The sequence below is a fragment of the Thermofilum pendens Hrk 5 genome (assembly GCF_000015225.1).
Classification (GTDB): Archaea; Thermoproteota; Thermoprotei; order Thermofilales; family Thermofilaceae; genus Thermofilum; species Thermofilum pendens.
In genome coordinates this window covers 773133-791247 of sequence record NC_008698.1, presented here as the reverse complement: position 1 = coordinate 791247, position 18115 = coordinate 773133, and the positions used below count along the sequence as shown (strand labels likewise).

Genomic DNA, 18115 nt, shown 5'->3' with positions numbered 1-18115 from the left:
ACAAGGATGAGCGAGCGTGTTAACGCGTGAAGCTCAGAAGCCACAGGGTAACTGGTAGCGCGAGGAGCGTGGAGACGAGCGTAGACGTGAATACAACGCCCGCTACTCTCCTCGAATCCAGTTTCAGCTCGCGGGATATGACGACGCAGGACACAGCGCTGGGCATCACAGACTCTACGATGGCGATTTTGGCGTCGATGCCCGTCGCTAGACCTGCCTCCACGAAAAGCAGGGTTAGCGGTACTGAGACCGAGAGACGCGTGAAGTAGGCTTTAAGCCCGTCGACGATGTTCGCGTCGACGCTTGCCCCTACCTCCATCCCGAGCTGCACGAGCGCCACTGTGGGCGCGACGCCTCCGAGAGTGGCTAGCGGGCTTAGCAAAAGCTCGGGGAGCTTTACGCCGGCTAGCGCCAGCGCTGAGGCGGCTAGGATGGCGTACACGGGGGGAAAGGCGAGCACCTTCCGCGGGCTGAGCCTCCCGCTTTCGCCGCCGAGCGCGAGCGGTGCTAGGATGTTAGACGCGAAGTTGTTCCCGAGGATGTAGAAGCCCACAGCCGATGCGCCGTAGCTCCCCCAGTATGACTGTGCTATGCCCAGTGGTATGTACCCGGCGTTTGCGTACATAGAGGCCAGCACGAGCTCTGGGTCTCCGTGAAGCTTAGTAGCGATAGCGAACGTCAGGACGACGAGCGAAGCGCTTAAAGCGGTAAGTGCGAGCGGGGCGGAGGCCGGAGACGAGGATAACCTCTGGTAGGTAGACGTGAATAAGAGCGGTGTGAGGAAGACGTAGAGCACGGTTCTCGCGAATAGCCTCAGCTCGCCTTCACCGGGCCTGCTCAAGTACCCGAATGCTAGTCCACTCGCGATGGGTACGTAGACGTCAAGCAGCTCCTTGATCATCCAGAAACAGTATTACAAAAAGGATTTATGCATGCCGAGGCGAAAATACACGATTCGCATGTTCGCAGTTTCTCTCAGAAAGAGAGGCGTAGACGCCGTGTACTCTTTCCCCTGGAAAGTTAGTATCGTTGCGTTTATGGCCAACCCGCCCGTACTTAAGGAGGATATTCAGGCCTTAAAGGAGACATTCTCCACTCTCTCCTCGGACAGGTTCTTCGACGTGATAGAGGTTCAGCTCCTCGGCGACGAGGCTTGGAGGGCTGTTGAGGGGTTTGTGAAGGCAAGCGGCGTGGAGGTTGCGAGCGGGGTCCAACCCCTCGTATTGATGCAGGGCTTTAACCCCTCTTCCCTCGTGGAAGCTGAGAGAAAGAAAGCTGTAAGCAAGCTCGTCGAAGTAGTGAAGACCTCGGCAGAGAGGGGTATAAGCAAGGTTGCATTTTCCAGCGGGCCGGACCCGGGCCCCGAGAACCGCGAAGCAGCCAAGGACGCCCTGATTAAGAGCTTGAAGGAGATAGCGGGCGAGGCGAAGAAGTTCGGGGTAACAGTCATACTGGAGACCTTCGACAGGGACTGGGACAAAAAGCAACTCATAGGGCCTATCAGGGAGGCGGTAGAAGTGGCAGAGAGCGTAAGGGAGGAGCACGGAAACTTCGGCCTGCTCTGGGATCTGAGCCACGCCCCCATGCTCGGCGAGAAGCCCTCCGACCTCAAGTTAGCGAAGAGCTACCTGGCGCATATCCACATAGGGTGCGCTAAGCGCCTACCCGACGGGCGGCTAGTGGACTGGCACCCGGGCTTTTACAGGCCCGGAGCAGTCAATGGGGTCGAAGACGTGAAGGAGCTCCTCAAAGTACTGCTCGAGATAGGGTACACAGGGGCCGTGGGCTTCGAAGTAAAGCCGGAGGAAGGTCAGCACTGGCGCGAACCCGTGGAGGCCGCGAAGGGCGTGCTCTACGAGGCATTCCTCAGGCTCGTTGAGAGCGAGCTCTAACGGGGGTGGGGTAGCGGTGCCGAAGCTTAAGGTAATCTTCCCGGAAAGCATAGGCGTCGTGGAAGTCGAGCTGACGGGGAAGAACCCTAAGACGCTCGACGCGATAGTAAAAGCAACGCCGTTCGAGAGCAGGGTTAACCTTTGGGGTGACGAAATTTACTTCTCTACCCCGGCTAGGGTCGGGCAGGAGGTTGGTCAGGAAGTTGTGGAAAAGGGCGATGTGGCTTACTGGCCTCCCGGCAGGGCTCTCTGCATATTCTTCGGCCCCACGCCGGCGAGCAGAGGTGGCGAAATAAGGCCTGCGAGCCCGGTGAACGTAATCGGAAGGGTCGTCGGCGACCTTGAAAGGCTGAAGAGGGTTAGGTCCGGCGAGCCCGTGAGGGTGGAGTACGAGCCATGACGGGGAAGGCTGTTAGGATTAAAAGGCTCTTCCGCGACGGGAAGGCGCTGATAGTCGCGCTGGACCACGGCCGACGCCACGGACCAATCCCGGGCCTGGAAGATCTCGGCAAGACACTTTCAACGATTCTGCAGGCGCGCCCGGACGCCGTCATGGTCACTCCCGCCATGATCGAGCGCTACTACGGCCTGCTCTCCGAGGTCTTCATAGTAGCGCGCATCGACGGCACAGGAGCCGTTAAGAGCCTCGACGAGACAGATGATAGGCTGATATCCTCGGTGAAGAGAGCCGTACGCGCAGGTGCGGACGCTGTAAGCGTCATGGTATACCCCGGTAGCAGGAATGAGCAGAGCCTCTGGGAGAAGCTGGCGAGGGTAGCCGAGGAAGCAGAAGACTACGGCGTACCCGTCATGGCGGAGGTCGTGCCTAAACCTCCGCAGTTCCAGGAGTACGGCGTAGACGTGGTTGCTTACGCGTCGAGAATAGCGGTCGAGCTCGGCGCAGACATTGTGAAAACTGTATACAGAAGCGGGTTCTCCAAGGTCACCCAGAGTGTACCGGCACCCGTGGTAGTTCTCGGCGGGCAGAAGGCCTCCCTAAAGGAGACATTGACAATGGTTGAGAAAGCCGTCAGCGAGGGCGCGGCGGGAGCAGCTATAGGCAGGAATATTTTCCAGCACGAGGACCCCGCGAAGGCTACCGAGGCCTTCATGCTGGTTATTCACTCCGGAAAGAGCAGCGAGGAAGCTTTAAAAGAGCTTGGACTCCAGTAGCAGTACTTTCCCCTTTTCCTCTCTTGCCCAATTAGTCGGAAGCTTCTGTGCACAAATAGTGTAAAGTAAAATTTATATATTACATCTGAATTTAGTACTCGATGACCAGATGGGAGATACCGCTGGAATCGAAGAGCTCTCGGAGGTGTTGCAAGTGTTGGCCAACCCGATAAGACTGAAGATGTTGTCCCTGATCGCCGTCAGGCCGCGCTATGCCTACGAGCTCTCGAAGATGCTTAACCTGTCGTACCCCTTAACGTACCTACACCTATCGATTCTGGAGAAAGCGGGGCTCGTGGAATCGTACTACGTCGAAGGGCCAAGAACGAAGAGGATCTACAGGTTACGCGACTTCGAGGTGAAGATTTCCCCGGAGGTTTTGAGGAAGATGGGTGAGAAGCTTGAAAATCCCTAACCCTGTACCCTTACTCGGGGTCGTCGTCTCCGCCTTGTTGCTAGTCTACGTCCCGCTCCAACTAGTACAAGGCGTTACCAGTAAATCCATCGACCCAGTCTTCGCGGCTGTAGGGCTTATCGCCAGCCTCGTTGTAGGCGGAGTCATAGCCTTCTTCTCTCTTGTCTTTAACCTCGCAGAGCCCTTCGTCGGGAAAGAAGACCCCCGGGAGAGAAGGGAGCTCGAGAAAAGGCTCGAGGTTTACCGTGCGCGCCAGAGGGCTATGCTAGAGGAGCTCGACGAGATAAAGAAGCTTCTCGAGGAGATAAGGGACCTGTTGAAGGGAGGGATGGGGGTGTGAGCGAGAAAGAGAAGCCTAAGTACGTCGACCTCTCCGACGAGGAGGTCGAGGAGCTGATACGTAAGCGCCTCAGGGAGATAAAGGACGTACTTTCCGACATCAAGCAGATACTCGAAGAGGCTGGGGTGAAGTAAGTTGTCGGACCTGCTGGACAGGTATGAGAGGGCGCTTAGAAAGAGAGGTGTTGGTGGAAGGGTCACTATAGCGGGAAGCGGGGTGGTGAGCGGGGGAGTCTACGAGAAAGTCACCATAGCGGGCTCGGGCGTCGTTGACGGAGACCTCGAAGCGGAAAGCGTATCGGTATCCGGCTCTGCTAGGTTCGAGGGCGACGTGTCCGCAGAGAAGGTAAGGTGCGCTGGTTCGTGCAGGTTCTCTGGGAGCGTGAAGGCGGAGTCGGCGAGATTCTCCGGGGCAACGATCGTTGAAGGCGAGCTTAGCTCGGAGGAGCTCAAAGTGGCGGGCTCACTTAGGGCTGGCAGGGTTAAAGCCCGGGATCTACGCCTAAGCGGAAGCTTCAGAGTTGGAGATGTAGAGGCAGGGTGGGCCGAGTTCAGGTTATCGGACGACTCGGAAGCCGGACTGGTGAAAGCCACGGACGTCACCGTGAAGAGCGAAAAGTGGGGCTTGCTCTCCGGAACCTTCGTTTCGAAGCTCTTCGGGAAGAAAATACCCGTTTTCAGAGTTTCAAGGATAGAGGCGGAAAACATCGTCGATGTAGAGGGCGTGGTGATAGAGGGCGACGTGAATGCTAAGAAGGTAGTTCTAAGGAGAGGCGGGGAGGTCCGTGGTAACATCTCCGGGAGTGTAGAAAAAGAATAGTTTCTTTCTTAGATCTACGCTTGGGACGATTTTTCGAGGTATTCTTCGAACGGTTTAAGGAACTTGAAGAGCTCCATGGGTAGCACGATCTTCGTTGCAGGGGAGGAGGCCACCTCTCTTAGCGTCGAGAAGTACTGCAACAGGAGAGTCTTCGAGTCTATAACCTTCGCCTGGTCGTCGAGGTACTTCAACGCGAGAGCCTGCCCCTCAGCCTTGAGTATTGCCGCTTGCTTCTCCCCTTCAGCCCTGAGTATCATCGCTTCCTTCTCTCCTTGGGCTACCTTCACGGCCGCCTCCCTTTTACCCTCAGCCTCCGTCACCATCGCCCTACGGTTCCTCTCGGCGCTCATCTGTTTGATCATGGCGTCCTGGACCTCCTTGGGAGGTAGTATTTCCCGTATCTCCACGGCCGTGACCTTTACGCCCCACCTAGCGGTGACTTCGTCTAGCTTTTCCCTGAGAACCTCGTTTATGTACTCGCGCTTCGCTAAGACCTGGTCGAGCTCTATGTCTCCGACCACCGCCCTCAAGGTAGTCGTCGCGATGCCTACAGCTGCGCCTCGGAAGTCTTGCACCTCTACTACGCTCTTCTTGGGGTCGACGACCTTAAAGTATATCAGGAAGTCTATGTCGACCGGGGCGTTGTCCCTTGTAATGCACGTCTGCTTCGTTACCTCTATGTACTGCTCCCTGAGGTCTACTACTATGCCCTGCTCTATGAAAGGTACTAGTACTACGAGGCCTGGTCCCGCAATCCTTACTACTCGGCCGAGCCGTAGAACGACGAGCCTCTGGTATTCCGGTACTATTCGGATGTAGCTTGCGATTATCCAGGCGAGTATTAGGAGTACAACGAAGAGGATTATCAGGGAAGCTACGTCCATGCCGTATCAGTAGTACTTCCGAGATTCTAGATAAATACTTTTAGCGCTCTTAAAGAATATATTCTTCCTAGGAAATAAGCCTCCCAGCTTCAAGGGGTTCAGAGTGAGGAGGGAGGGGGCACGCGGCTACAGGATTCTTATAGACCCCGCGTATCTCAGGAAGAGTGTCTCGAGGAGGAGCATCGAGGACTTTTTCTCCGGGAGAGCTACGCTGGACGAGATCGTTAGCTATATCGAGTGGGGCATAGACCCAAGCATTACGGCGAGGTGTGAGAAAAACGACGGCTACAGGGTGATCTTTTACGGCGAGGAGCTCGTGTGGCATTCGCTTATAGACGAGGAGCCCTCGTACCCCCTCGAGTTCTACGAGTGGCTTAGGAGGAACTACCGCAGGCTTTTTAAGAGAAAGGACCCCAGGGTGCTGGACGAGTTGAGAAAACTGCTCGACGAGACAATAGAAAGAGCACGGAAGGAGGGGGTAGAGCACACGGCGCACCGCTTGCCCAGCGACGACGACTTGGCCTCCGAGATCGATGAAATGATCGAGGAGACTTGGATGTCGTACGGAGGAAGCGACTTCGAGAGGTACCCGAGAACGGTGGAGGAGTTCGACAGCTTCTTTTCGAAGCTGGAGGGGTGGGATGTCGACATCACGGACGTCATTATTCCCGTAAAGGCTTACTTTTCCGCCGAGAAGGTGGTCCACCTCTCGGAGGAGGAGGTTAAAAGGATGGAGAGAAGCCCAAGAAGGTTCGTCTCCTTCCTGCGGACACACCTCAAGCCGTTCGTGGATCTGAGCGAAGAAGTCTACGTGAGCAGCAAGAGCCTGGACATGCTTAGGGGGTTTTTCGAGTACTACCTCGCAAAGGAGCTCAAGCTTCCGTCAAACAAGGTGAAGCTGAAAAGGGTGCTTAAAAGGGTCCTAGAGGAGGCCGTCGAGATGGAGGAGCTACTGCTTTAGGTGAGTATCACTGCGAGTGCTCCCGCCGTACCGGTTTCACCTTTAGGAACAACCCATCCAAAGCGACAACCTCTACGCTCTCTCCTTCCTCCACTACGTACTCAGAAGTAGCGGTCCAGTCCTCCCCGTCGACGTAAACTACGCCCCTCTTCCCGGGCTCTATCCGCGTCTTGGCGACGCCTATTTTCCCGATAAGCCTTTCCTGAAGGCTCGGAGCCTTCATCCTTACAGTCTCCAGTGCCTTCGAAATTACCACGGCAAGCAGGAGGACTAGGATCGCCAGGGGAACCGCTACTACCAGGACGTTGGGAGTGAAAACAGGGTAGGGGCGCGAAGCATACTCGAGTATCACAGCGAGGGCTATTAAGGCTACGCCTGCAATGCCGGCGACCTGAACCCCTGGCTTGGCGAGCTCGACTATTATCAGGGTTATGCCTAGCAACGCCAGTATGAACGTGCTAAGGCTTACGCCTATAACATCGAAGGAGTACAGGGAGATCACTATGAGGGCTGCCCCTATCACCCCCCATCCCTGGAATCCCGTAACCTTGAACTCTAAGAGCAGGAGCATGGCCCCCAGGAGTGCCAGCAACACCGCTAGGGCTGGGTCCAGCAGCACCGAGAGTAAGTCGCTGACTAAGTCGCCGGATACGTAGTGGACGCTGGCAAAGCTTAGACCCTCTTTCTGCAGTAACTCCGCGAGGCTGTCCGCCGTTCCATCCGCTATGCCGGTTGCAACTGCCTCGTCGCTCGTAAAGCTCTGCGCGTCGACCACGAGCCTCCTGGCAAGACCCCTGGAGTCGTTAACCCCCTTCTTCGAGAGTAAAGCGGCTACCCTGGCTACAACGTACTCCACAGTCTTAGGGTCGTCAGGGTACGGCTTGATCGACCCGATAACAGCGCCTTTACCCATGTAGAGCCTCTGGGCTGAAAGAGCGATCACGGCTGCCGCCGACACGGTCCTCTCCCCCGGGGGGACCCACGCGATAGTCCTCGCCTCGGAGGATACGAGTAGCTCGACTATCTTGTCCATGGATTTCAGGTAGCCGCCGTAACTACGGATAACCACGACCACCACGCCCTTGTCGGCTTCCTCTAGACCCCTCTTAACGGTATAGTACGCACCCTCGTCGATACGGCCCTCCAAGTCTACAACCACGACCCTCGGCTGAGCGTAAGCCACTGCGCATAGAAGCAGGAAGACACTAAACGCGATGAAGACGCCGACCCTACCCTTCATCCTCCCTTCCACGATACTCTTCGAGCGTCCGCATCATATGCCTTTCGATGGTGCGCGCGGCGCGCGTGCATGCTCCTCGTTAGGAAGGCCGTTACAGATGTGCCGCAACGACGCAGGAGAAAGTGCTCGAAAGGAGGGTTGCAATTATGTTCGTCACCTCGTTTGTAACCCAACTCGAGCCGGAGTACTTCACCGTCGTCGCTCCGCAAGAGTGAACCTTCTTGTCCGTTAGTACCCCGCACCTCGGACAGTAGTACTTTACCTGAAGCGTCGCCCCCACAACGCTGTCGAGGACTTCTCCCAGCCACCCCGCTACTACTACAACCGCGATGGTGGCTACGCCGAGCGGCGGGGACGCTCCTAGCAAGCTCGCGATAAGCGCCACTAAGCCCGTTAGGAGGGATCCCGCCAGGGACCCTAGCGCGCCGAGCAGGGTTACGCCGCCCGAGGTCCCCGGCTCCACCTCCACGGAAAGGTTCGTTATCAGGCGCGGCTTTCTCCCGGACAGGGATCCGAGCTCCGAGGCCCACGTATCGGCGTTCGAAGACGCTATCGCCGCGTAAGCGCCGACTAGGAGCGGGACACGGGCGCTTTGAGGGGAGAGAGCGCTCAGCAACGAGTAGAGAGCCGCCACCCCGCCCGCGCCCACTACCTGCATCAGCGTTCTCCCCTCCTCGGGCTCGGAGACGTTCATCCTCCTCTTCAAGTCGTACCCCAGCTTCGTCAAAGCAGAAGAGGAGAAAAAGAAGAAGAGAGAAGCCGCGAAAACTCCAATGCCGCCAGCCATGTAGAGCCCCGAGAAAATCACGCTCGCAGCGGCGGCGCTCCGGCTTAGGTACTTCTTCCTCCTAGCGTAGGCCGCGAGGGGCACGCCTAGGATTACGCCTATCGCGAAGCCCTGCCAAGCCTCCATACGCGTCTAAGCCTCAATTTCCGAGCACTAAATATCGGTGTCGGTTCGGTTAAAGTGTAAACTCGATTCTCTCGTAACCGTAGATCTTCTCGCCCTCGTCGACTCTCAAAACAACGATGTTCGACCCTATAATCTCGACCTCGCCGCTTGCCTCCACTTTTCCTACACTGCTCCTCGGCGGAAAGAACCAGTAGGCGGTTATCGGGTACTCTGCAACCGTGTTCTCGTAAATGTTCTCGTAGTAGTTTACCCCTTTGACCGGCTTCCCCCTAAAGTAAATAAAATAGGTTATGAAGGGTTCCTCGGGAGACGATCTAAAGCCTAGGTCTACCCCTACGACGCGCGGCCTGACGCGCGCCCCGTTGAGGATGACCTCCTCTTCGTCGAGAAAGCTCTGCATAGACGCCGCCAGCTTCCTGAGCTCAGCTTCCAGCTTCTCCATGTCTTCCGATAGACCGTAGTAGTAGCTCTCGCTGTCGAAGTAGTCGAAGATTATCGTCTGGTAGACTTCGAGCCTCCTCGTAACTACGAAGAGCCCCATCGCGCTTAAAGGCTCTAGATCCTCCATACGCGTGCTTTGTGACGAAGCGCCCGTTTTAAGTGCTTCGGGCTTGTTTGTGCAGGAGAAGGAGCCGGGCGCTTTTCCCCTGCTGGTCTTACTCTTTAGTTGTTTTCGTCCCCCAGCTTTTCGAGGCGCTCTACGAGGCTCTGCGCATTGGGGTACTGTCCAGCTTCCGCCTTCGCAAGGGGTTCGCGCGCCGTTGAGGCGTTGAACGCAGTAGAGGAGTTCCTAGCCTCCGTGAGAGGCGCAACCCCGCGCGTCGAGGAAGACAAGGAGCTGGAGAGGGCGTCGAGGAGCTGAAGGGGCTCGGGCTGACGCAAAAACTCCTTTTTTTCTCTGGTTTGTAAACGTGGGAAGATTCGTGCTTTCAGCCTTCTCCCGCGTGTATGGAGTAATGTTTCCTGTTGAAAAATCCTCAATCAACATCAAGCTTTTAAAGCTAGTTAAGCATTTTTCTCTTGGAATGATCAAGACGGCAGTTGTGCTTGCCGGCGGGAAGGGTGTTAGGCTTAGACCTTTAACTCTCACCACTCCGAAACCGCTTCTCCCCGTGGGTAACGTCCCGATACTAGACCACATACTTTCGTTGCTCTACAGGCATGGGTTTGAAAAGGTAATAGTGGCAGTCAACTACCTTGGAGAGAAAATAGTCAACCATTTAGTGGCGCGCTGGATGGATAAAGGCTTAGAGATAGTTGCTCCTCCCCTCAACCCCGCCGATACGGCTGACGCTGTGCGCAAGTGCGCCTCCTACATCGACGAAGACTTCCTGGTAACTATGGGAGACGTAGTAACAAACATGGATCTCAGATCCTTCGCCTATTTCCACGAAAGCTCGGGCTCTATCGCGAGCATAGCCCTCATAGAGGTCCAGTCGCTCAGAGACTTCGGCGCAGTGCTCCTAGACGGTAACGGCGCAGTGCTCCATTTCCTCGAAAAGCCCGGCGTGCAGGAGATGTACGTCGCTTCGCTCGCATTCGCCTTTACGGGTACAAGCAGGAAGGTTAACCTCTTCGCCAACCTGGCTAACTCCGGCTTCTACGCGTTTAGGTACGACATACTCGATGTGCTCAGGGAGAACCCCCACCTCATGGACTTCGGGAAAAACGTGTTCCCATGGCTCCTGGAAAACAACTACAGAGTGAAGGGCTGGCTTGCCGAGGAGACCTACTGGATAGACGTTGGGAGGCCTGAAAGCTACCTGACCGCGAACTTCGATCTCTTGGCAGGGCACGCCAGCCCACTAAGACCTTACGGTAGGTTCGTGGACGGTGTGTATGTCGGGGAGGGGGTAGAGGTCTCGCCGGGAGCCAGGATAATACCCCCGGTCGCCCTCGGGGATAATGTGAGGATCTCCCAGAACGCGGAGGTGGGTCCCTACGCTGTCATCGGAAGCGACACCCATATAGGTGTGGAGGCTCATGTAAGCTACTCGGTGCTTATGGGTGAAGACACGGTGGAAAGAGGTGCTCATGTAAGATATAGCGTTTTAGCAAAAAGTATAAAGGTAGGCGAGGGCGCTGTAGTAAGGGAGAACAGCGTGCTAGGAGAGGGGGTCGTTGTTAAAGAGGGAAGCATCGTGGGTCCGGGGACAAGGATTGGCGGCGGGATCGAGGTGATGGTTGCGTGAAGAGAGGGCCCTTCCCGATCTACAACAACAGGATCTACGGAGTTGCGAACACTCAGTTAACACCCGAGAACATGGCTGAGCTGGGAGCAGTGCTCGGCACGATACTCGGTGAAGGAGCGCTCGTTGTCGCCGCGCGCGACTTGTACCCTCCCAGCAGGATGCTGAAGAGGGCTTTCACGTCTGGACTCATGTCGACAGGTAACTCCGTGATCGACTTTCACGCGGCGACGCTACCAGAGCTGGCCTTCGCCGTGAAGAGGTTCGGAGCAAAGGCCGGGGTACACTTCTCGGTTGCGCCGTACAACACCGACGGGATACAAGTGAAGATCGTGGACGCCGGAGGAGTGGAACTGTCCTACGAAAAGCTTGCCGACATACTCGACATGTACGAGACAAAGCACATAGTGAGGAGCATCCCGAGCAGGATAGGCTGGATTTCCTACGCGGAGTACATACACGACATCTACGTCACGTCGGCGGCGAGCTTCATCGATACGTCACCCATAGCTGCGAAAGAGCCGCTAGTCATAGTCGACGTGAACTACGGTCCCGCCTCCGATGTCCTGCCGAACTTTGTAGGAAGCCTGGGGGCCAGGCTCGTAGCCGTGAAGGCAGGCAGGCCTCCGCCCGGGGTGAGACCCCAGCAACTCCCGTCTCCCCGTGACATAGCGATGCTCCAGGATATCACGAGAGCCTCCTCCCCCGCCTTCGCCGCAGCGCTCTCAGCGGATGCCTCTCAGGTGTTCATAGTCGACGATAAGGGTAGGATCGTCGACCCCGACAAGCTGGTAGCCGCGGTGGCGCTAATGCTACCAGAGGGGGCGCGCATAGCGGTATCCGACTCCGCGGGTAGGATCGTCGACGTAGCCGCCGAGAAAAACAAGCTGTACCTGCTGAGGGTGAAAGGGCTCGCCGGGGACGTTGCGAGGGGGGTCAAGAAGATTAAGGCTGGGATCGCCGCTACCGATTCCGGCGAGTTCATCTTCCCCCAGTTCTCCTACTCGCCCGACGGGATGCTGTTCATCGGCAAGCTCCTCGAGCTACTCTCGACGCAGGAGGTTAGGCTCTCAACGATAATTGAAACTCTCCCGGAGATGCGTGAGTACACGCTCGAGATAGACTTGGAGGAGCAGAGGAGCAGGAGGGTACTAGAGTATATATTCTCGCTTTTCAGCGAGTTCGCTCTCTCGCCGCTTAGCATAAAGTACAGGGCTGACGGCGTATGGGTGAAGCTAACGTATGACTACGAGCGCGAGAAACTCCTCGTATCCGGAGACGCTGAGAACAAGCACGCCATAGAAGCGGTAAAGAAGGAGTTTGAGCGCTTAAACGAGCTCGTCAGTAGCCTTTCTTAGGGTCAGGTTCTTATGATATTTTTCGATGAAAAGCGTGCATCAGAGCTAGGAGAGATTTTCCGCGGAAGCATCCGGGAGCTTTCACTCCTCTTCGTGGAGAGGGACCCCCAGTTCCTTGCTGTCAGGAAGATCCTAGAAAAAGCGGGCTTCCCGGAGGGGGGCTTCTACGTAGCCGGAGTAGCACTAGTAAGCTACATGCTGTCTAAAAGGGGAGAAGACCACTGGCTTGAGGCAGCCGAACTCTTCGATGGAACTCCCGGAGCGCTCTACAGGTTCGTGGAGGAAGCAGAGTCGCTACGGCGCTTCCGAGAGCATCGCGTGAAAAGGATCAAGAGGTACGTCGCGTCGAGAGAAAAGGTGCTCAGCCTGCTCAGCGAGGTTCCCGTAAACCTCGAACGCTTCGCGTCTACGGTGGCTCGAATTGTCGGGGCTAACCCAGAGGACAAGACGGTAGTCTTTGCCTCAAAGATGCTACTCTACGCATGCATAGCCGCGAACAAGGAGTACACGGGGGGCGAAAGGTTACCCATACCGGTCGACTACAGAGTGTCCCTCGTAACCCTCACGTCCGGCATCGCCAAGGGGTGGTCTTGTCTCGACGATCTTCGAGCCCACGCGTCGAACCTACGCGCAAAACACAAGGAAGAAGTTAAAGCGGCTTGGAGCCTTGTCGGCAGGCAGGCAGAGATCCCCCCGATACTACTGGACGCCCCCGTGTGGCTGGTGGGCGGCTGTATAGACAGAGGAGACTTCGAAGTCAAGAGGATAGACGAATGCTTAGAGGAGAACTTTGCCGGAGCACCCCTACACGCCCTAAGAGAGCTCTACGCTGAGCTACGGCGGTGTCAAGCCGAAAGCCCGTAGTCCTCGGGCTCCAGATAGAAGGTGTTCTTGCCAGTCTGCCAGTCTCTCAAAACGATTCTCGCTGCTTCTTCTACGAGCGGGACGCCGCCCTTCCCCAGAAGGCCCCTCCTCCTAGCCAGGTTTTCGAGAAATACTACCGGGTCTTCTGCCTCTACGTCGTACAGTTCTTTCAAAAGCCCGGGTTTCTTGCACATAATAAGCTCTAACAGCTTTTTGGCGGCGGGTACCGGGTCGTCTAGACTCTCCGGGCGCAACGCGCCTCTAAGCGCTAGCTCCTCCTGGCTCATCCTCGGAACGACCCCAGGGGTATCTATAACCCTCAACCACCCCGCCGCCCTAAGCCTAGTAATGCTCTTGGTGAAACCGGGGATAGGCGATGTCCCCACGCTGTGAGACCCCTTCAGGTAGTTGATGATGGTAGACTTCCCCACGTTGGGTATTCCCACAACTGCCGCGACAACGGGTTTCCCGCGAGGCTTCCTGGGCGCTACCCTGCGCAACGACCGCCAGAGCATCCGGGTACCCATCCTCTTCGTTGCTGAGATAAAGACTACCGGGAAATGCTTTTCGAGAACTTTCCTCCACTTCTCCAGTACATCCCTCGGTACGAGGTCGCTCTTGTTCACGACTACCAGGAGAGGCTTCCCCAGCCTCACCGCGTAGCGCTCTATTTCCGGGCTTCTCGTCGCCCAAGGGTCCCTCGCGTCTACGACTTCTACGACGACGTCTGCCCTCGCTATAACCCTCTTAACGTCCCTTAAGCTCATCAAGAAGGAAAGTTCTCAAAAAAGAAAAATAAAGCACGCGTTTACGGGATCATCTTCACTTTCTCTAAAGGTCTGACTTTGAGCACCTCTTTGTTCACGAGTGCCGGCGGCATTTCTCCCTTTAACACTGCTATAAGGTTCCTTGCGGCCAGCTCCGCCATGCGCTGCCTAGCCTCTATCGTTGCGCTAGCTATGTGCGGCGCCAGGACTACGTTGTCGAACTTCGTCAAGGGATGGTTCGGCGGGAGCGGTTCCTGCTCGAAGACGTCCAGCGCCGCCCCAGCTATCCAGCCCTCCTTCAAGGCTTTAACCAAGGCCTCCGTGTCGACCACGGGTCCCCTCGCCGTGTTAATGAGGTAGGCTGTCTTCTTCATCTTCCTAAGCCTCTCCTCGTTTATGAGGTGATAGGTCTCCTTAGTCAAGGGAACGTGGATAGACACTATGTCGGACTTCTCGAGGAGCGTGTCCAGGTCCGTGAACTCCATGTTCGGTATCACGGTTTCAACGTCCCACCTGCGCTCGATGTCGTAGTACAGTATCTTCACGTCGAAGCTGGATAACCTCTTGGCTGTAGCTACCCCTATGCGCCCCAGCCCTACTAGCCCGATAGTCTTCCCCTTCAGCTCCGGGCCCGTCAGGAAGTAGGGGTTCCAGGGCTTGTCCCACTGCCCTGTGCGGATTATCTTGTCGGCCTCCACGATCCTCCTAGTCACGGCCAGTATCAGGCCGACCGTGAACTCGGCGACAGCGTCTGTTAGAACTCCCGGCGTGTGCGTAACGTAGATTCCTCTCTTCGTGGCCTCGGGTATATCTATGTGGTCGAACCCGACGGAGTACGTACTAATGACCTTTAGGTTGGGCGCTGCGTCCATGACTTCTGCGTCTATCTTGTCTGTCAGGAGACATAGAAGGGCGTCCTTGTCGCGAATGTTCCTTAGAAGCTCTTCCCTAGAAGGAGGCCAATCCTTCGACTCGTGAACAACTACGTCGCAACACTCTTTGAGCATAGATAAGCCAGGCTCGGGTATTATCCTTGTAACGTAGACCTTTGGTCTTGCCACGTTTAGTGTTAACGCTTACGTGGTATAAGAGCTTTTTCCCCAATTCATAAATAAAAAAAGAAATTTACAACTTGGTTATCTAGTACTTGAAATCCCCGGGGTTCGGCCAGACCTGAGGGACTACCCCGGGCGGGTACGTCTTGTGTAGCCACTCAATGAATTCTATTATGCGCTGAATAGCGGTTTCGACAACGACTTCTCCTTTCTCCCTACTAGCCTTGCTGGGGTACCCTACGCTTCCTTTGGGGTAGTGGTGAATCTCCATGAAGGCGCTGATATCGTACCACCCGAAGGGTCTGCCGTAGACGTTCCCGGCTTTATCCGCCCACTTGTCTGGGATTACTCCGACCATTTTCTCGGCGTCGCTCTCCTTTAGCTTAGAGGGGTCTACGAGCTTGGGGGCAACGTACCAGAGGACGCTCGCCTCAAGTTCGTCCGCGTGTATGAAGGGGGTTTCGAGAACGAGCCCCGGCTTGAGCTCTGTCCCCTGCCTCAGGATGTCCCTAACCCACGCCCACCACGAAGTTACGAGTATCAGCGCTTTGACTCCTTCCTCTATGATAGCCTTGTCCTTGACTATGGGTAGCACGTACTCCTGGCCGTGACTGTTGAAGAGTATTATCTTCTTGAAGCCGGCGTGGCTAAGCCACTTTACAACGCTCGTAACGTAGTCTATGTACGCTTCCTTCTTTATGGGAATAGTCCCGGGCATCCCGTAGTGGTGGCTCGGGTGGCTCCCGTAGAATATGGGGGGAGCAACAGTTATCCCCGTCTCGAAGGCCACTCTCTCAGCTATGTATGCGCCTATGATCGTATCCTCCCCGGTAGCCTGCCCCAGCCCGTGGCTCTCTACCGAGCCGCACGGAACGAGTACTATGTCGTTCTTCTTGACGCGCTCCAATAGCTCGGACATCGTCATCTGGTCCAGGTATATCTTCTCGCCGAACTTGTTGTAGTATGGCTTAGAAAAGCGCGCCTCGTACTCGACCATCCCAACCATCACCTCTTATGACATAGTCATATATAAATAGTTTACGGTTTGAGAGTTATCTTGCCGTCTATCCTCTGGTGGGCCCTCTCGAAAGCCTTGTAGACCTCGTCGAGAGAGAACCTGGCGGTTATGATCTGGGTCATGTCTATCTTGCCGGCGGCCATCAGCCGTATGACGTTGCCGAAGTTGCCGAAGCCGGAGTGCCCCTGGCTCCCGAATATCTGGCCTCTCCTAACCTGGAACACTTCAAGGTATATCGGGACGTCCTCAGCCGCCCGCCCTATCTGCACTATCTTGCCGTTAATGGCGAGGCTTTTCTGCATCTGCGGTATGGTGTGTCTCGGCGCGCCGGCAGCTTCAACGTGGAAGTCCGCGCCCTGGCCCCCGGTCACCTCCATTATCTTCTCCCAAGGCTCAACGCCGTTCTTCGAGAGCTCGACCGGGTTGAACACGTAGTCTGCGCCCACCTTCTTTGCGAGCTCTCTTCTCGTCGGGCTTACCTCGAACGCGATGACCTTGCCCGCGCCCGCGGCCTTCGCGAGAGCTATGGCTGCAAGCCCTATGGGGCCTGCGCCCCAGACCGCGACGTAGGCTCCCGGTTTGAAGCCGCCTGCCCTCGTGAACATGGCGTGGTAGGCTACGCTGGTAGGCTCTACGAGGCTCCCCGCCTCGAACGCTTTGTCCTCGCTACCGTACCTGTCGAGGAGCGAGTCTATCTTCCAGGCATACTTGGCCTTGACGACTACGTAGTCTGCCATCGCGCCGTCGTGCGTGAAGCCGAGCTCGCCGAACTCGAGGTCCGCCGGGTCGTTTAGCCGCAGGCAGTGGTTGAAGTCCACGCTTCTACACGCATCGCATTCCCCGCACCAGAACATCTCCTCGCTCGTCACCATGTCTCCCGGCTTGAACGTCTTGACGTTGGTTCCTACCTTCTCGACCACGCCGCTGAACTCGTGCCCGATAACCACGGGGAACCTCGTGAGGCCGGGGTAAAGGATATAGCCTTCGCTATCCGTCTCGAGGAAGTGTATATCGGACCCGCATATGCCTACCGCCTTGACGCGTATGAGTATCTCGTCGGGCTTCGGCTCCGGTACAGGGTAGTCTGTTCTCAGCACGAGCTTCGGGTTCCGCCAGACCTTCGCCCCCTCTCTCACCTTGTGGGTCCTTATCTCGTCCTGCGTGATCTTGTAGCCGGGTCTAGGCGCAAAGTCCGCGGTCACTAAGGCTGCTCTCATCGTGGTCATTTTCCTTCGCCAAAACCCCTCTACACAAATAACCCCTTATATGCGATCCGGAAAACGTTTAAAAAGCACGCTGGTTTCTCGATATTCACACGTGTTATTCACTTCGAAATTCGCGCGTAAGTATAAGTACTTCTTCATGGCATACCTAGGGGGTTGGCATGCCTGCACGTCTGTTCAAGCTCTCGATGGTTATCGCGAATCCTAAGGCTCGCTTCGACGCTGTAGCTAGGCTGGATCCCTCAACGGCTGTTAAAGCCCTCAGCGAGCTGGGCTACGACGGCGTAGAGATCTCCGTGTTAGAGCCCGTTGAGGTAGGGGAGCTGGCGCTCCTTGCGCGTGAGCATAGCCTCGAAGTCCCCGCGGTGGGTACAGGGCTAAACTACATCCACTACGGGTTAAGCCTGACGAGCCCCGACGCGGGTGTCAGGGAAAGGGCTAGAAGAAGGATTGAGGAGATAGTTTTCGAGGCTTCTCGGAGGGAGATAAAAGGCGTAATTGTAGGCCTCATACGCGGTAGGGGTGACGAGTGGGGGGACGTCGAGGGCGCTAGGAGGCTTCTGGTGGAAGAGCTTAGGGGGCTCGCCAGGAAGGCGGGCGAGCAAGGCGTATCGCTCTTCCTGGAGCCTCTGAACAGGTACGAGTCTAGGCTCGTGAACACGGTTGAAGAGGGACTTAGGGTTCTGGAGGAGGTGGGAGAGGACAACTTGCTCCTCTTGCTGGATACTTTCCACATGAACATAGAGGAGAGGGTTATCGAGGACTCTATCCGGCTGGCGTCCGGCAGGATAGGACACTTCCACGTGGCTGACAGCAACAGGCTGGCTCCCGGGATGGGACACCTCGACTTCGTGAGAATACTCCACGCGCTGCGCGACGCGGGCTACTCCGGCTTCGTCTCTGCAGAGATCCAGGTAAAGCCCGACTTCGAGGCAGCCGCACGGATAACTATGAACACGCTTTCAACAGCCATCTCCGTTGTTTCGCAACTAAGCTAGCGCGAA

21 protein-coding genes are annotated in these 18115 nt (G+C 56.4%); 12 read left to right on the top strand and 9 right to left on the bottom strand.

Annotated elements, in window-relative coordinates; genetic code table 11:
- Positions 1-19 precede the first annotated feature (19 nt).
- Positions 20-901, bottom strand: a complete 882-nt coding sequence (locus TPEN_RS04330; protein WP_011752506.1) for an AEC family transporter — start codon at positions 899-901, stop codon at positions 20-22.
- 58 nt (positions 902-959) lie between these two features.
- Here TPEN_RS04330 and TPEN_RS04325 point away from each other — a divergent pair, with 58 nt between their 5' ends.
- The 7 genes from TPEN_RS04325 to TPEN_RS04300 all read left to right on the top strand — a co-directional run bounded on the left by TPEN_RS04325 (position 960) and on the right by TPEN_RS04300 (position 4639).
- Positions 960-1892, top strand: coding sequence for a sugar phosphate isomerase/epimerase family protein (locus TPEN_RS04325; protein ID WP_052885135.1), 933 nt, complete (start codon positions 960-962; stop codon positions 1890-1892).
- Positions 1893-1908: 16 nt separating this feature from the next.
- Positions 1909-2292 (top strand): cyclophilin-like family protein, encoded by a 384-nt coding sequence (locus TPEN_RS04320; RefSeq protein ID WP_011752504.1) that lies wholly within the window; start codon positions 1909-1911, stop codon positions 2290-2292.
- Positions 2289-3065, top strand: coding sequence for a class I fructose-bisphosphate aldolase (locus TPEN_RS04315; RefSeq protein ID WP_011752503.1), 777 nt, complete (start codon positions 2289-2291; stop codon positions 3063-3065). The genes TPEN_RS04320 and TPEN_RS04315 overlap by 4 nt, the downstream gene beginning before the upstream one ends.
- A 109-nt stretch (positions 3066-3174) precedes the next feature.
- Entirely contained in the window at positions 3175-3480 is a 306-nt protein-coding gene (locus tag TPEN_RS04310) for an ArsR/SmtB family transcription factor (protein ID WP_011752502.1), read from the top strand.
- Positions 3467-3820 carry a hypothetical protein gene (locus tag TPEN_RS04305; RefSeq protein WP_011752501.1) on the top strand — a complete coding sequence of 118 codons (354 nt, stop codon included), beginning with the start codon at positions 3467-3469 and terminating at the stop codon, positions 3818-3820. The genes TPEN_RS04310 and TPEN_RS04305 overlap by 14 nt, the downstream gene beginning before the upstream one ends.
- A complete protein-coding gene (locus TPEN_RS09965; protein WP_011752500.1) occupies positions 3817-3954 on the top strand; it encodes a hypothetical protein in 138 nt (45 codons plus the stop codon). The genes TPEN_RS04305 and TPEN_RS09965 overlap by 4 nt, the downstream gene beginning before the upstream one ends.
- 1 nt (position 3955) lies before the next feature.
- On the top strand, positions 3956-4639 hold the full coding sequence (locus TPEN_RS04300; RefSeq protein ID WP_011752499.1) for a polymer-forming cytoskeletal protein: 684 nt from the start codon (positions 3956-3958) through the stop codon (positions 4637-4639).
- Positions 4640-4653: 14 nt separating this feature from the next.
- Here TPEN_RS04300 and TPEN_RS04295 read toward each other — a convergent pair whose 3' ends face one another.
- The gene (locus TPEN_RS04295; protein ID WP_011752498.1) at positions 4654-5523 is read right to left on the bottom strand and encodes an SPFH domain-containing protein; all 870 of its coding nucleotides are present in this window, start codon (positions 5521-5523) and stop codon (positions 4654-4656) included.
- 103 nt (positions 5524-5626) lie between these two features.
- On the opposite strand from TPEN_RS04295, the gene TPEN_RS04290 reads away from it, so the two are divergent.
- Positions 5627-6484 carry a hypothetical protein gene (locus TPEN_RS04290; protein ID WP_011752497.1) on the top strand — a complete coding sequence of 286 codons (858 nt, stop codon included), beginning with the start codon at positions 5627-5629 and terminating at the stop codon, positions 6482-6484.
- Between the two features lie 7 nt (positions 6485-6491).
- Here TPEN_RS04290 and TPEN_RS04285 read toward each other — a convergent pair whose 3' ends face one another.
- The 3 genes from TPEN_RS04285 to TPEN_RS04275 all read right to left on the bottom strand — a co-directional run bounded on the left by TPEN_RS04285 (position 6492) and on the right by TPEN_RS04275 (position 9205).
- Entirely contained in the window at positions 6492-7736 is a 1245-nt protein-coding gene (locus tag TPEN_RS04285; RefSeq protein ID WP_052885134.1) for an NfeD family protein, read from the bottom strand.
- Between the two features lie 79 nt (positions 7737-7815).
- Positions 7816-8637, bottom strand: coding sequence for a DUF92 domain-containing protein (locus TPEN_RS04280; protein ID WP_011752495.1), 822 nt, complete (start codon positions 8635-8637; stop codon positions 7816-7818).
- A gap of 49 nt (positions 8638-8686) precedes the next feature.
- Positions 8687-9205: a hypothetical protein gene (locus TPEN_RS04275; protein WP_011752494.1), complete on the bottom strand. Its 519-nt coding sequence runs from the start codon at positions 9203-9205 to the stop codon at positions 8687-8689.
- A 457-nt stretch (positions 9206-9662) separates the two neighbouring features.
- Between TPEN_RS04275 and TPEN_RS04270 the strand changes: the two genes are divergently transcribed.
- Genes TPEN_RS04270 through TPEN_RS04260 form a run of 3 tightly spaced genes read left to right on the top strand, consistent with a single transcriptional unit; the run spans position 9663 to position 13048 of the window.
- Positions 9663-10829, top strand: a complete 1167-nt coding sequence (locus TPEN_RS04270) for a nucleotidyltransferase family protein (RefSeq protein WP_011752493.1) — start codon at positions 9663-9665, stop codon at positions 10827-10829.
- Positions 10826-12184 carry a phosphohexomutase domain-containing protein gene (locus tag TPEN_RS04265; RefSeq protein WP_011752492.1) on the top strand — a complete coding sequence of 453 codons (1359 nt, stop codon included), beginning with the start codon at positions 10826-10828 and terminating at the stop codon, positions 12182-12184. The genes TPEN_RS04270 and TPEN_RS04265 overlap by 4 nt, the downstream gene beginning before the upstream one ends.
- A gap of 12 nt (positions 12185-12196) precedes the next feature.
- Positions 12197-13048 carry an N-glycosylase/DNA lyase gene (locus TPEN_RS04260; RefSeq protein WP_011752491.1) on the top strand — a complete coding sequence of 284 codons (852 nt, stop codon included), beginning with the start codon at positions 12197-12199 and terminating at the stop codon, positions 13046-13048.
- Here TPEN_RS04260 and TPEN_RS04255 read toward each other — a convergent pair.
- The 4 genes from TPEN_RS04255 to iolM all read right to left on the bottom strand — a co-directional run bounded on the left by TPEN_RS04255 (position 13030) and on the right by iolM (position 17114).
- A complete protein-coding gene (locus tag TPEN_RS04255) occupies positions 13030-13815 on the bottom strand; it encodes a GTPase (protein ID WP_011752490.1) in 786 nt (261 codons plus the stop codon). The two genes, TPEN_RS04260 and TPEN_RS04255, sit on opposite strands and share 19 nt — an antisense overlap.
- 41 nt (positions 13816-13856) lie before the next feature.
- Entirely contained in the window at positions 13857-14876 is a 1020-nt protein-coding gene (gyaR, locus tag TPEN_RS04250; protein ID WP_011752489.1) for a glyoxylate reductase, read from the bottom strand.
- Between the two features lie 79 nt (positions 14877-14955).
- Entirely contained in the window at positions 14956-15876 is a 921-nt protein-coding gene (locus TPEN_RS04245) for a creatininase family protein (protein WP_052885133.1), read from the bottom strand.
- Positions 15877-15908: 32 nt separating this feature from the next.
- Positions 15909-17114, bottom strand: coding sequence for a scyllo-inosose 3-dehydrogenase (gene iolM, locus TPEN_RS04240; protein WP_052885132.1), 1206 nt, complete (start codon positions 17112-17114; stop codon positions 15909-15911).
- Between the two features lie 158 nt (positions 17115-17272).
- Between iolM and TPEN_RS04235 the strand changes: the two genes are divergently transcribed.
- The gene (locus tag TPEN_RS04235) at positions 17273-18109 is read left to right on the top strand and encodes a sugar phosphate isomerase/epimerase family protein (RefSeq protein ID WP_011752486.1); all 837 of its coding nucleotides are present in this window, start codon (positions 17273-17275) and stop codon (positions 18107-18109) included.
- Positions 18110-18115: the final 6 nt, after the last annotated feature.